This is a genomic window from Limnohabitans sp., from assembly GCF_030158565.1.
In the GTDB taxonomy this organism is placed as follows: domain Bacteria; phylum Pseudomonadota; class Gammaproteobacteria; order Burkholderiales; family Burkholderiaceae_C; genus Limnohabitans_A.
On record NZ_JAOASQ010000053.1, the window covers coordinates 1 to 12,826 of the forward strand.

The 12,826-nt window shown below is 60.7% G+C and carries 15 protein-coding genes; 3 read left to right on the top strand and 12 right to left on the bottom strand.

Features of this window, described 5'->3' with window-relative positions:
- The 4 genes from Q1W40_RS11340 to ruvA all read right to left on the bottom strand — a co-directional run.
- Positions 1 to 452, bottom strand: a 452-nt coding sequence (locus Q1W40_RS11340) for an AAA family ATPase (protein WP_300711957.1), incomplete at its 3' end; no start/stop codon positions are given.
- Positions 449 to 814: a type II toxin-antitoxin system PemK/MazF family toxin gene (locus Q1W40_RS11345; RefSeq protein WP_300711959.1), complete on the bottom strand. Its 366-nt coding sequence runs from the start codon at positions 812 to 814 to the stop codon at positions 449 to 451. The genes Q1W40_RS11340 and Q1W40_RS11345, both read right to left, overlap by 4 nt.
- Positions 811 to 1,071 (bottom strand): hypothetical protein, encoded by a 261-nt coding sequence (locus Q1W40_RS11350; RefSeq protein ID WP_300711961.1) that lies wholly within the window; start codon positions 1,069 to 1,071, stop codon positions 811 to 813. Before Q1W40_RS11350 ends, Q1W40_RS11345 begins: the two co-directional genes overlap by 4 nt.
- Before the next feature lie 243 nt (positions 1,072 to 1,314).
- A complete protein-coding gene (ruvA, locus tag Q1W40_RS11355; RefSeq protein WP_108324526.1) occupies positions 1,315 to 1,890 on the bottom strand; it encodes a Holliday junction branch migration protein RuvA in 576 nt (191 codons plus the stop codon).
- Positions 1,891 to 1,976: 86 nt separating this feature from the next.
- On the opposite strand from ruvA, the gene Q1W40_RS11360 reads away from it, so the two are divergent.
- Positions 1,977 to 2,957, top strand: coding sequence for a PhoH family protein (locus Q1W40_RS11360; RefSeq protein ID WP_300711964.1), 981 nt, complete (start codon positions 1,977 to 1,979; stop codon positions 2,955 to 2,957).
- 39 nt (positions 2,958 to 2,996) lie between these two features.
- The gene (ybeY, locus tag Q1W40_RS11365; RefSeq protein WP_300711966.1) at positions 2,997 to 3,452 is read left to right on the top strand and encodes an rRNA maturation RNase YbeY; all 456 of its coding nucleotides are present in this window, start codon (positions 2,997 to 2,999) and stop codon (positions 3,450 to 3,452) included.
- Positions 3,453 to 3,753: 301 nt separating this feature from the next.
- On the opposite strand, the gene dbpA is transcribed toward ybeY, so the two are convergent.
- The 8 genes from dbpA to tyrS all read right to left on the bottom strand — a co-directional run bounded on the left by dbpA (position 3,754) and on the right by tyrS (position 11,183).
- Entirely contained in the window at positions 3,754 to 5,163 is a 1,410-nt protein-coding gene (gene dbpA / locus Q1W40_RS11370; protein ID WP_300711968.1) for an ATP-dependent RNA helicase DbpA, read from the bottom strand.
- Between the two features lie 172 nt (positions 5,164 to 5,335).
- Positions 5,336 to 5,653: a DNA-binding transcriptional regulator gene (locus tag Q1W40_RS11375; RefSeq protein ID WP_300711970.1), complete on the bottom strand. Its 318-nt coding sequence runs from the start codon at positions 5,651 to 5,653 to the stop codon at positions 5,336 to 5,338.
- Positions 5,646 to 6,020 carry a type II toxin-antitoxin system RelE/ParE family toxin gene (locus tag Q1W40_RS11380; protein ID WP_300711972.1) on the bottom strand — a complete coding sequence of 125 codons (375 nt, stop codon included), beginning with the start codon at positions 6,018 to 6,020 and terminating at the stop codon, positions 5,646 to 5,648. Before Q1W40_RS11380 ends, Q1W40_RS11375 begins: the two co-directional genes overlap by 8 nt.
- Positions 6,021 to 6,255: 235 nt before the next feature.
- On the bottom strand, positions 6,256 to 6,852 hold the full coding sequence (locus Q1W40_RS11385; protein WP_300711974.1) for a hypothetical protein: 597 nt from the start codon (positions 6,850 to 6,852) through the stop codon (positions 6,256 to 6,258).
- Between the two features lie 223 nt (positions 6,853 to 7,075).
- Positions 7,076 to 8,053, bottom strand: coding sequence for an OmpA family protein (locus Q1W40_RS11390; protein ID WP_300711976.1), 978 nt, complete (start codon positions 8,051 to 8,053; stop codon positions 7,076 to 7,078).
- A gap of 469 nt (positions 8,054 to 8,522) precedes the next feature.
- Positions 8,523 to 8,966, bottom strand: coding sequence for a D-aminoacyl-tRNA deacylase (gene dtd, locus Q1W40_RS11395; RefSeq protein WP_300711978.1), 444 nt, complete (start codon positions 8,964 to 8,966; stop codon positions 8,523 to 8,525).
- The gene (locus Q1W40_RS11400; protein WP_300711980.1) at positions 8,963 to 9,889 is read right to left on the bottom strand and encodes a cation diffusion facilitator family transporter; all 927 of its coding nucleotides are present in this window, start codon (positions 9,887 to 9,889) and stop codon (positions 8,963 to 8,965) included. The genes dtd and Q1W40_RS11400 overlap by 4 nt, the downstream gene beginning before the upstream one ends.
- Before the next feature lie 61 nt (positions 9,890 to 9,950).
- Entirely contained in the window at positions 9,951 to 11,183 is a 1,233-nt protein-coding gene (gene tyrS / locus Q1W40_RS11405; protein WP_300711982.1) for a tyrosine--tRNA ligase, read from the bottom strand.
- Between the two features lie 143 nt (positions 11,184 to 11,326).
- Here tyrS and Q1W40_RS11410 point away from each other — a divergent pair, with 143 nt between their 5' ends.
- Positions 11,327 to 12,793, top strand: coding sequence for a M23 family metallopeptidase (locus tag Q1W40_RS11410; protein ID WP_300711984.1), 1,467 nt, complete (start codon positions 11,327 to 11,329; stop codon positions 12,791 to 12,793).
- Positions 12,794 to 12,826: the final 33 nt, after the last annotated feature.

Sequence of the window (12,826 nt, forward strand, 5' to 3'; positions counted from 1 at the left end):
TCGCCGATCATGATGTCGATCTGGTAGTCCTCCAGCGCGGGGTACAAAATTTCTTCCACCACGGGCGACAGGCGGTGGATCTCGTCAATAAAGAGCACATCGTTGCGCTCCAGATTGGTCAGCAATGCCGCCAAATCCTTGGGTTTCTCCAAAACGGGGCCGCTGGTCTGGCGCAGGTTCACGCCCAGCTCTGCAGCAATGATGTGGCTCAGTGTGGTCTTGCCCAGGCCGGGCGGGCCAAACAGCAGCACATGGTCCAGCGGTTCTTCGCGCATCTTGGCGGCGCTGATGAAAATCTCCAGCTGTTCCCGCACCTTGACCTGGCCGACATATTCGTCGAGCAGCTTGGGGCGCAAGGCGCGTTCAATGGCTTCCTCTTGGTGCGACACGGGGGCAGCGGAGATGACCCGGGGCACGGGTTCGGGCAAAAAGTCGTCGGTGCGGATGCTCATGTGTTCACCAATTCGATGATGTCGTTTAACTCAAGACGGGCTGCCTGAAACACCGCATCGCTGACCCGCTTCCAGGGGTGCTGTGTTGCGCCACGCTGTCGCCAGTCAAAGCTCTTGGGCTGGTTGCAAATGATGAAGCTCGGTTGTTTGGCGGCTTTGCTGTTGTCAATCGCAAACGGGTTGGTCGCGTTGTAGGCCGCCGTAGACATGGGAAAACCGATGACGATGGATGTCTTGTCGTTAAAGGCCTTGGGTGACAGCACCAGCATGGGGTGCATATCGCGCATCTCCCGGCCCACTTGAGGATTGAAGTTGATCCAGATGATGTCTTGCCGCTCAGGCACCCAAAGGGGTCGGCTCACTTGGAAGCCCCAAACTCGGCACCTTGGGGGGCATCCTGCATGAGTTCACCGCTGTGCACTTGGGGGTCAAAAGCCGCCAGCTTGTCTTGCAAGCTGGGGCGCTGAGGCACAGCACGCAGCTCCAGACGACCTTTGGCCACGACGGTCGCCTGCAAAGGCGTACCGGGCGTAATGCCCAGCTTTTGCATCAACTCACGGCTGAGCCGGATGCCGTGGCTGTTGCCCCAAGTGGAAATGGTCAAGGCGGTGGTTTTCATGCACCAAGTATATCCGAAGGATATCCAAATAAAAGCCAAGCTGAATGTTTATGGATCTGGTCCTGTGAAGTTTTCAGATATCGCAAGCAAGCCATCCCTTTTGTCATCCCGGCCTTGAGCCGGGATCCAGAGCACGCGATGGGCGATTGCAAAGGAACAGGGTTCGCACTGGATCCCGGGTCTTCGCCCGGGATGACAAACATGGGGGCGGCAATGATGTTTCAACTTCATCGGGCCGGACCATTATTTGTTCAAGGCTTTGAGCGCCAGCTTGATGCCCTCGCTCACGCCCACATCGGCCGGCAGGCTCTTGAGCGCGGCCGAGGCTTCCTTGTCGCTGTAGCCCAGGGCCATCAAGGCCTGCTGGATGTCGCTTTGCGCGTCGCTGGTGTTGACCGCGAACAGGCCGCCCAAGTCGCCACCCAGCTTGCCTTTCAGTTCAAGGAGCAGGCGCTCGGCCGTCTTCTTGCCGATGCCCGGCACCTTGACCAAGCGCCCCGCCTCTTGGCTGGTGATGGCCTGGGCCAGATCGGCCACGCTCATGCCCGACAGCACGCTCAAAGCGGTGCGCGGGCCCACGCCCGAGATCTTGATGAGCTGGCGAAAGGCCTCGCGCTCACTCAAAGTGGCAAAGCCGTAGAGGATTTGCGCGTCTTCGCGCACCACAAAGTGCGTGACCAAACTGACCTTCTCGCCGGTAGCGGGCAAGTTGTAGAAAGTGCTCATGGGCACATTCACTTCGTAGCCCACGCCATGACAGTCCACGATCACCTCGGGGGGGTTCTTGTCGCTCAGGATGCCGGTCAGTTTGCCAATCATGGAGAGGGGTGCCTTCAAATGCCTATCATGGGAGAAAATGCGCGGTGGCCGATGGCTCGGCAACGCGCTCACCTAGGATTATCAACTTGATCGTCAGACACACTTTCACTCCGCACAACAACACCCGGCTGTCGCACCTGTGCGGCCCGATGGATGCCCACCTGCGCACCATCGAAGCGGGGCTGCAAGTGAGCATTGCGCACCGCCACGAGCAGTTCAAGGTGGACGGCCCCAAGGCGGTGGCCATGCGGGCCATGGAGATTTTGCAGGCGATTTACGAGCGGGCTGACCGCCCCATTTCGCCCGACATGGTGCAGCTCATGCTGGTGGGCGACAGCGCGGGCGAAGAAGCCGACCTGCCCGCCTTGCAAACCCGCCGCGCCGACCTGAAGGCCCGCACCCCGGTGCAAGCGGCCTATCTGGAGAACATCGCCAGCCACGACATTACTTTTGGCATCGGGCCTGCAGGCACGGGCAAGACCTACCTGGCCGTGGCCTGCGCGGTGGACGCGCTGGAGCGCAGCAGTGTGCAGCGCATCGTGCTGACGCGCCCAGCGGTGGAAGCCGGTGAACGCCTGGGCTTCTTGCCGGGCGACCTGTCGCAAAAGGTCGACCCGTACCTGCGCCCCCTGTACGACGCGCTGTACGACCTGATGGGTTACGACAAGGTGCAAAAAGCCTTTGAGCGCAACGCCATCGAGATCGCGCCGCTGGCCTTCATGCGCGGGCGCACGCTGAACAACGCCTTCGTGATCCTGGACGAAGCGCAGAACACCAGCACCGAGCAAATGAAGATGTTTCTGACCCGCATCGGCTTTGGCGCCAAGGCCGTGGTCACCGGCGACGTGAGCCAGATCGACTTGCCCAAAGGGCAGTTGAGCGGCCTGATCGATGCCGAGCGCGTGTTAAAGCGCGTCAAAGGCATCGCCTTCACCCGCTTTTCCAGCGCCGACGTGGTGCGCCATCCGCTGGTGGCCCGCATCGTGGACGCCTACGAAGCCCAAGGCAGCGCGGTCATGCGCGCAGGCATCAGCACCCGCCGCAAGCCCTTGCCGACCGACGATTGAACAGCCGACCGAAACCCGACCGACACCCGATAAGCACCCATGGCCCTGCAACAACTTCAGCTCTCACTGCAATTTGGCGACATCCCCGATGCCGCCCGCCACCGCGCCGCCCTGCCCCGCCATGCGGTCACCCGCGCGATTCGCCACGCCTTGGCCGACGATGCCGAAATCACCGTGCGCATCGTGGGCGAAGAAGAAGGCCGCGAGCTCAACAAGAGTTACCGCAAAAAAGACTACGCCACCAATGTGCTGACCTTTGACTATGCGCAGGAACCTGTGGTGATGGCTGACTTGGTGCTGTGCGCCCCGGTCGTGGCACGCGAAGCCAAAGAGCAAGGCAAAACCCTGGCCGCGCATTACGCGCACCTGCTGGTGCACGGCACCCTGCACGCCCAGGGCTGGGACCACGAAACCAGCGAGGCCGATGCCGAGGAGATGGAAGCCTACGAGGTGGACATCCTGGCGGAGTTGGGGATCAAGAATCCTTATCGCTAGTGTTCAGCGGGTGAGGCCTTGTGTGGGATGGGGCCGGGTTCCTCATAACGGGGTACCGACAAATCGTCACCCGGCCCCATCCCACACAAGGCCGTGGTGCTCTTTTAAAACCTGCGGTGCTCATCTGAGCCATTTCAAACGTGTAGGCTTCGGGTCGAAAGCCACTCACGAACAGCCGACCATTTGCACGAATGACCACTCAGGTGTGTGAGGGGATGCGGCGGGTGACGATTTGTCGGTACCCCGTTATGAGGAACCCGCCGCATCCCCTCACACACCGCCCCCGCAAAAGAAACCAACGTCAGATCAATCGAACCTTCACGGTCTTGCCCTTGATCTTGCCGCTTGACAGCTGCGCCTCGACCTTCTTGGCCAGATCGGCCTGCACCGCCACATAGGTCGAAAACTCGTTCACATTGATCTTGCCCACCTGCTCGCGGGTCAGGCCGCACTCGCCAGCCAAAGCGCCCATCACATCGCCTGCACGGATCTTTTCCTTGCGGCCGCCCACGATTTGCAAGGTGCGCATCGGTGGACGCAAAGGCCCACCCGCTGCGGGCGTGAGGATGGACAAAGGCTGCCAATCGGACTCGCGGCCTTGCAGCACCTCGATCTTGCCGACCGAGCCCATCTCGTCCATGCTGGCCAGGGTCAGCGCCAGGCCTTCGGCATCGCCCCGGCCCGTGCGGCCAATGCGGTGGATGTGGATCTCGGGATCGGGCGTCACGTCCACATTGATCACAGCCTCCAGGCCCTGCACGTCCAGTCCGCGTGAAGCCACATCGGTGGCCACCAGCACCGAACAGCTGCGGTTGGCAAACTGCACCAGCACCTGATCGCGCTCGCGCTGCTCCAGCTCGCCATACAAGGCCAAAGCGCTCAGGCCTTGGGCTTGCAGCACGGCCACCACATCGCGGCACTGCTGCTTGGTGTTGCAAAACACCAGCGTGCGCTCGGGGCGGTAATGCGCCAGGATGCTCGACACGGCATGCAAGCGCTCGTGCTCAGCCACTTCAAAAAAGATCTGCCGGATCTTGTGCGCGCTGTGCTGCGCCTCGACCTTGATGGTCTTGGGCTGGCGCATGAACTGCGCGGCCAGCTTGTCGATGCCTTCGGGGTAAGTGGCCGAAAACAGCAAGGTCTGGCGGTCCTTGGCGCACTGGCGCACCACCTTGGCGATGTCGTCAAAAAAGCCCATGTCCAACATGCGATCGGCCTCGTCCAGCACCAGCGTGTTCACACCGGCCAAGCTCAGCGAGCCGCGCTCCAGGTGGTCCAAAATTCGGCCGGGCGTGCCCACCACAATGTCGGCGCCATGCTCCAGACTCACAGTCTGGCCGCGCAGGGCCACGCCGCCACACAAGGTGACCACTTTCACGTTCTGCCGCGCACGCGCCAAGCGGCGGATTTCCATCGTCACCTGATCGGCCAGCTCGCGAGTGGGACACAAAATCACCGCCTGCACCGGCGCGCTGGGCGAGCCCGCGCTTTGCAAGCGTTCAATCAAAGGCAAGCCAAAGGCCACCGTCTTGCCGCTGCCGGTGCTGGCCTGGGCGATCAAATCTTGCCCGGCCAAAGTCACAGGCAAGCTCGCGGCCTGGATGGGGGTCATTTGGGTGTAACCCAGTTGCTCCAGGTTTTGAAGGGTGGCGGGGGCCAGCGTCAGCTGGTCAAAGCGAGCCGATGTCGCGTCTTGGGGTTTTGCAGTCATGCAGCGATTATCGACGGCATGCGATGACCTGTGTCGCGGCTAAACCACCGAAGACCTAGATTGCCGCGCTTCGCTCGCAATGACGAGAGAAGGGGCTCGCGATGACGAGTGACGGTCACCGCGCGCCCCCTCCCCGTCATTGCGAGGAGCGAAGCGACGTGGCAATCCAGTTTCAGGCGATCGACATCAAGCCCTTGTGCTGAATCACCGTCAGCAGCCTGAGCGCTGGCCCGCCGGGCTTTTTGACACCGCGCTCCCAATCAGAAACAAGGTTCTTTGACACATTCAGGTATCTTGCAAACACCGGCTGCGAAATATGCTCGCGCATCCGAAGCGCCTTGATTTGTTCTGGAAGCATCACCTCAATGGGTGTCAGGCACGTCTCATCAAACTCACGCATGGTCTGGCGGTCCACCGCGCCAACCTCATGCAAAGCCTCCATCGTTTCATGAATCGCAGCCAATGCATCACTGCGGTATTTTTTAGGCATCGGGCACCACCTTTTCAAAATGTCCTTGAGTCACCAACTCCATGAGTTGGACATCCGTTAAATCCAATACGTGACGAGCCATCTTCCTGAATTGAGCCTCTTCAATTGAGCTGATGTTTTCGAACTCGCTCTTGGCAAAACCATAAACAAAGAAACACCGATGCGTCTTGCGAAACAGCAGAATTGTTCGATAACCCTTTGAACGCCCCTCACCGGGTCGTGCAATACGTTGCTTGATCACGCCAGCGCCCAAATCGGCATCGATCAAACCGCGTTCGGCTCGGTTGACGGCATCGCAAAGCGCAGCAACAGAAATCTTTTCTTTACGGGCGAAGCGTGTGAACCACGCACTTTTAAAGATGTCCATCTTCGTCTCCCTGATTTTCCAAAAGTATCACACAAAGTATTACCAATATCAAGAGCAGTCAAAAAAACAAAAAAAGCCCACACCCTTGTGAGGTGTGGGCTTGACTGTTGTCGGGCTAGCTACCGAAGACCTGGATTGCCACGCTTCGCTCGCAATGACGAGGGACGCCTGGATTGCCGCGCTTCGCTCGCAATGACGCGAGAGTGGCTCGCGATGACGAGCGAAGCGGCTGGCTTTACGACATCGTCGCGTGCTGCAGGTGCTGCTGGTCGATCATGGCTTGCAGGGTGGCGTCTACTTGGTAGGTGAACGACTGGCCGTCTTGTTGCACAGTGCCGGTGGCGGTCAGCTGTGTGGGGGCGGCGTCTGCGCCCAGCAGGTTGCGCAGGTTCAGCGTGTTGGCGTTGACCGGTGCACCGTTGACTTGCAGCGCTGGTGGCGTCACGCCGTCGGCGGGGGTCAGCAGCACGTCGGTCACGTTCAGCTTGAAGGAGCTGGCCAAGTTGCTGTCGGTGGGCACGGGCAAGCCCAGCTGCGACAACTGATCGGCGCTCAGGGTGAACGGCTTGTTCTGCCAGGCAGCGGGGGCCAGGTTCAACACCACAGGCTCGGTGCCGGTGGGGCCGTTGAGCTGGATGAGCCAAGGCTCGTCGCAATGCGTTGGCTGCTGCGCGTCCACCACAGTGGCGGCGTCTGTCGGCAAAGCCGCATCCACCACCGCCTGGAACTGAGCGATCTGCTCGGGGCTCAAGGTGTAAGGCTTGTTCTGGATCAAAGCTGAGGCTTCTGGCGCCAGAGCACCTGCAACAGCTGCCAGCAAGGCGTCGGCCACGGGGGTTGTTGCAGACGTTGGCGCATCGGCGGCCAATGTCGGGGCTCAAGCCGCCGACCTACCGAAGACCTGGATTGCCACGCTTCGCTCGCAATGACGAGAGAGGGGGCTCGCGATGACGAGCGAAGCGGCTGGCTTTACGACACTGTCGCGTGTTGCACGTCACTGGGTCGCCATTGATCTGCAATGCTGTGTTCGGTTGTTGTTCGGTGTTCAGCTGCGATCAGCGGCGTGCGCCAGCGATGTCAATGACCACGCGGCGGTTGGGCGCGTGGCAGGCGATGGCCTGGGGTGTGGCCACGCGGCCGCACTGCAAGGCCACGGGTTCGCGGTCACCACGGCCTTCGCTGGTCATGCGCACGCTGCCCAGGCCCGACTGGGTCAGGTACTGCTGCACGGTGTTGGCGCGGTCAATGGACAAACGTTCGTTGGGGCCAGGCGAGCCCAGCGGGTCGGCGTGGCCGATGATGTTCATGCGGTCCAGTTGGATGTATTCGCTGCGCAGGCGGGCCACCAGGGCATCGAGCGAGGCGCGGCCTGTGGGGGACATGGCGGCCAGGTCTGAGCGGCCAAAGGCGAACAAGGCGTCAGCGGCCAGGGTGATGGTTTGCGGTGCTGCGGGGGCGGGGTTGCGGTTGATGCTGCACTCGACAGCGCCCACCACGCGCGAGATGGTGTGGGTTTGCTCGCGTGCGCCTTCGATCTCGCGCAGCGCCTCAGCCGCTTGCACGGGCTGCAGCACTTGGCGGGCGCGACCGGCTTCTTGCACACGGAAGAATTGGGTCTGGGCACCGGCGTTGCGGATGACGGTGATGGTGTCCAGGTTGTCTTTGACGTTGGTGCCCACCTCTACAGATTTGAGGCCCAGCTCGACGCTGCCCGGGGGCATGCACAGCTGGCTGTAACCACCGGGGATGATGGAGGCGTGGTAGGCACCGTTGACATAGACGCTGGCCGCACCTGGCACCGAAGAGGACTGGCGGGTGCGGTAGAAGACCATGCGCGACTGGCTGTCAACCACTTGGGCGGCTTGGGCGAATTTCTGGCCAAAGGTGTGGATGGGGCTGTTGGGGCCGGTGTAGTAGTTCTGGGCGAAGGCGCCCAAAGACAGGCACAGCATGAAGGACGCAAACAGGCCGCGGGCAAGACTGGCTTGCCCATTGGAGTGCTTGGACTGGTTTAAAAACGTCTTGAATGTCATAAGTTTCCTTTGGCTGCGCGCACGTGGTTCAGCAACTTTTTGTCACAGGTGTCCCAATTAGGGGCTTATGACAAAAGTATCCAAGATTTTTTGGAAATTTATATACGCCAAATGGCGTACATGTGACATTTATGTAACTAATTATTAACGTTTCTTTTTTTAAAATTCCATCTGGTTTATAGACCAAAGATACAAACAAAAAAGAAGATCGCCGTCAAATCTGACATTTCAAAATACAAATACAAACAATACCTTCAGACTCTTAGTGACAGCGACAAACCGGGGCATGACAGGGTAGCGACTGATCGCTGTCATGCTTGTCACTGGCAAAAATGACGTGCAGCGTCCACCGCCTGACAGAAACGTCAAGCTCGGTGAAGGGAAGTCTGGATTGCCGCGCTTCGCTCGCAAGGACAAGTCAAAGGGCTCGCAAGGACACGTCAGGGGCTCCCGTTTCGGGCGCCAAGGCTCAGGCGTTCATGCGCATGGGGATGGTGATGGGGCCGTCGTTGATGAGCGAGACCTGCATGTCGGCGGCGAAGCGGCCGGTTTGCACCACGGGGTGCTGGGCGCGGGCTTGGGTGACGAAGTGGTCGTACAGGCGTCGGCCTTCGTCGGGTGCGGCGGCTTGGGTGAAGCTGGGGCGGTTGCCGCCCGCCACGTCGGCGGCGAGGGTGAATTGGCTCACCACGAGCAAGCCGCCACCAACGTCTTGCACGCTGCGGTTCATCTTGCCGGCGTCGTCGCTGAAGATGCGCAGCTTGAGCATCTTGGCCAGCATTTTGTCGGCCACGGCGTCGGTGTCGCCTTTTTCGGCGCAGAGCAACACCAGCAGGCCGGCGCCGATCTGGCCGATGACTTGGTCATCCACCCGCACGCTGGCTTGGCTGACGCGTTGGAGGATGGCGATCATTTCAGGTCGCGGGGGTCGTCGAAGTGGGCTTCGACATCGCTGGGCAGGAGCTGGATGCTGGCACGCAGGCCGGGCACTTCGCTCATGAGGGCTTGCTCGACGCTGGTGCGCAGGGCGGCGGCGCGGCCCAGGGTCCAGCTGGCGGGCATGTGCATGTGGACGTCGACGAATCGGCGTTGTCCGGCTTTGCGGGTGGTGAGGTGGTCGAAGCGGATGATTTCGACGTCGCCGCGCTGGTGGGCAAAGCCTTGCAGGACGGTGTGGATGTCGGCCATGACCTCGGCTTCGACCGCTTCGTCCATGAGGCCTTGCGAGGATTCCCAAACGAGGTGCGCGCCTTCTCTCAGGATGTTGAGGGCGACGCCGATGGCGACGACGGCGTCGAGCCAGAGCCAGCCGGTGACGCTGACCAGCGCGATGCCAAGCACGACGCCTGCAGACGTCCAGACGTCGGTGACCAGGTGGCGGGCATCGGCTTGCAGCGCCAGCGAGCGGTGTTGTTTGGCAGCGCGGAACATGAGCCAGGCCAGCAGGCCGTTGAGGGCCGAGCTGCCGACCGACAGGGCCAGGCCCAGGCCGACTTGCTCCAGCGGTTGGGGGTCAAAAATGCGGTGTGCGGCGGCCCAGACGATGCCCAAGGCCGCCACGATGATGAGGATGCCTTCGAAGCCTGAGGAGAAGTATTCGGCTTTGTGGTGGCCGTAGGGGTGGTCTTCGTCGGGCGGCATTTCGGCCACGGTGACCATCATGAGGCCGAAGATGGCACTGGCCAGGTTGACCAGGGATTCCATGGCGTCAGACAACAGGCCGACCGAGTCGGTGAGCCACCAGGCCAGGGTTTTGAGGGCGATGGTGACCAGGGCCACCACCACCGAGGCCCAAAGCATGCGCTTGGGGGTCATCCAGGCATCGAGTTGTTTCATGCTTTGAGGATACTCCGCCGCGGTGCAGCGCTGGTGACGCACCGGCGCTGCAGCGGCGCGATCAGGACAGGGTGACTTTGGCGAACTTGCGTTTGCCCACTTGCACGACGTAGGTGCCCGCCTCCAGTTTGAGGCCTTTGTCACTGATGACAATGGAGTCAATGCGCACGCCACCGCCGTCAATCAGGCGACCGGCTTCTGTGGTGGAGGGGGCCAGGCCCGCCGATTTGAGCAAGGCGCCAATGCCCATGGGCGCACCGGACAGGGCGACCTCGGGGATGTCGTCGGGGACGCCGCCTTTGCTGCGGTTGATGAAGTCTTGCTCGGCCGCTTCTGCAGCGGCTGCGCTGTGGAATCGGGTGGTGATTTCCTTGGCCAGCATGACTTTGGCGTCTTTGGGGTTGCGCCCGCCTTCGATTTCTTTTTTGAGCGCTTCGATCTCGGCCATGGACTTGAAGGACAGCAGCGTGTACCAGCGCCACATGAGGGTGTCGGAGATGCTGAGCACTTTGGCGAACATGCTGTTGGCTTCTTCGGTGATGCCGATGTAGTTGTTCTTGGACTTGGACATTTTGTCCACGCCGTCCAGGCCTTCAAGCAGGGGCATGGTCAGGATGCATTGCTGGTCCTGGCCGTATTCGGCCTGCAGGTGGCGGCCCATGAGCAGGTTGAATTTTTGGTCGGTGCCGCCCAGCTCCAGGTCGGACTTGAGGGCCACGGAGTCGTAGCCTTGCATGAGCGGGTACAAAAACTCGTGCACGCTGATGGGCGTGCCCGCGTGGAAGCGGTCGTGGAAGTCGTTGCGCTCCATCATGCGGGCCACGGTGTATTTGGCGGCCAGCTGGATCATGCCCATGGAGCCCAGGGGGAGCGACCACTCACTGTTGTAGCGGATTTCGGTCTTGGCGGGGTCCAGCACGAGGCTGGCTTGCTTGTAATAGGTTTCGGCGTTGAGCTTGATCTGCTCGGGCGTCAGCGGCGGACGGGTGCTGTTGCGGCCCGACGGGTCGCCGATCAGGCTGGTGAAGTCGCCAATCAGGAAAATCACCTGATGCCCCAAGTCTTGCAACTGGCGCATTTTGTTGAGCACCACGGTGTGGCCGATGTGGATGTCGGGCGCTGTCGGGTCCAGGCCCAGCTTGATGCGCAGGGGCACGCCTGTGGCTTCGGACTTGGCCAGTTTTTGCAGCCAGTCTTCTTTGGGGATCAGTTCTTCGCAGCCGCGCAAAGTGACCTCCAAAGCATTCAAAACCGAGTCCGTGACTGGGAACTTTGTAACAAGCGCTTGATTCATAAAGGTTTTTTCTGGAGTCAAATGGGCTCGGGCGGTAAACTCTGCTCCTTGCCAAGACCTCCATTTTAGGTGGATGCGCTTGCCCCTCTTTTTGTTGAACTGCCGCACGTCCGTGTCGCAGCTTCAATGTATCCGTGAATTGAATGCCTTTTTTGAATGATTTCAAGACCCGACTGGGTGCGTTGCTGATCAAGCTGTTGGTTCAGGGCACTTTGGCTCTGGGCGCAGCTTTGTCGAGCATTCAACGTGCCTTGGCCTGGTTGGACGGCCAGCACCCGCAACTGGCTCAGTGGCTGCATGCCCTGCGCACTTGGGTGCTGCGTTACCCCAAAATGATCAGCAGCACCGTGGCCTCCGTGTTGATGGCCACCGGTGTCGGCGCTTTTGCCATTGCCAATTTGGGCCCTGACATTTCTGACCAACCGGTGGTCAGTGTCTCCGTGCCGGTTGAAGTGGCCGATTTGGCAGCGCAAGCGCTGGCCATTGAGCAAACCGAGCTGAACTTGACCCGTTCGGATCTGACCCGCACCGCGGATACGCCCGAGAGCTTGTTGCGTCGCATGGGTGTGGTGGATCCGCAAGTGGCAGCCTTCTTGCGCAAGAACCCTTTGGCCAAGGAGGCGTTGTTGCGCTCGGGCCGTACGGTGTCGGCCGAGGTCAACAACCAGAATCGATTGCGCCAGTTGAGTGTGCGTTGGTTGCGCAATGAAACGGACACCGCTTTCCAGCGTTTGGTGGTGACACGTACTGCCCAAGGCTTGCAAGCCGTTCAGACGTCTGCCGCAATGAACACCAGCGTGCGCATGACCGGCGGCACGGTGGCCAGTTCGCTGTACGCAGCGGCTGATGAAGCCCGTTTGCCCGACCCCGTGATCAGCCAGCTGACTGATATCTTCTCGAGTCAGATCGACTTCCACCGCACTTTGCGCAAAGGCGCTCGTTTCGCGGTGGTTTATGAGGTGCTGGAGGCCGACGGCGAACCCATCCGCACGGGGCGCGTGTTGAGTGCCGAGTTCAACAACGACAACCAACTTTACCAAGCGGTTTGGTTCCAGGAACCCGGTCAAAAGGGCAACTACTACGCGTTGGATGGCAAGAGTCTGCGCCGCGCTTACCTGGCGGCACCGGTGGCTTTTTCTCGCAAGACCAGCGGCATGGGCATGCGACTGCACCCCATTTTCCAGACGCTTCAAAAGCACAATGGTGTGGACTACGCCGCACCGACCGGCACCCCCGCGATGTCGATTGGCGATGGCGTGGTCGATTTTGCAGGTGTGCAAGGCGGCTATGGCAATGTGGTGATCGTGCGCCACAGCCCCAGCCACAGCACGGTCTACGCCCACCTGAGCCGCATCCAGGTGAGCAAAGGCCAGTCCATTCAAAAAGGCCAGACGATTGGCGCCGTGGGCAGCACAGGCTGGTCCACCGGACCTCATCTGCATTTTGAGTTCCGCGTCAATGGCGCGCACGTCGATCCGCAAAGCGTGATACAGCAAGCGCAAGCTACGCCGATCTCGCCGGCGGCCATGGCCCGCTTCAATGCGGCGGTGAAATACGCCAAGTCTCAATTCGAGGCGGCGGCGCTGATGCGCGACACCAACGAGTTGTGATCGACAAAAGGACCTTCGGGTCCTTTTTTGATG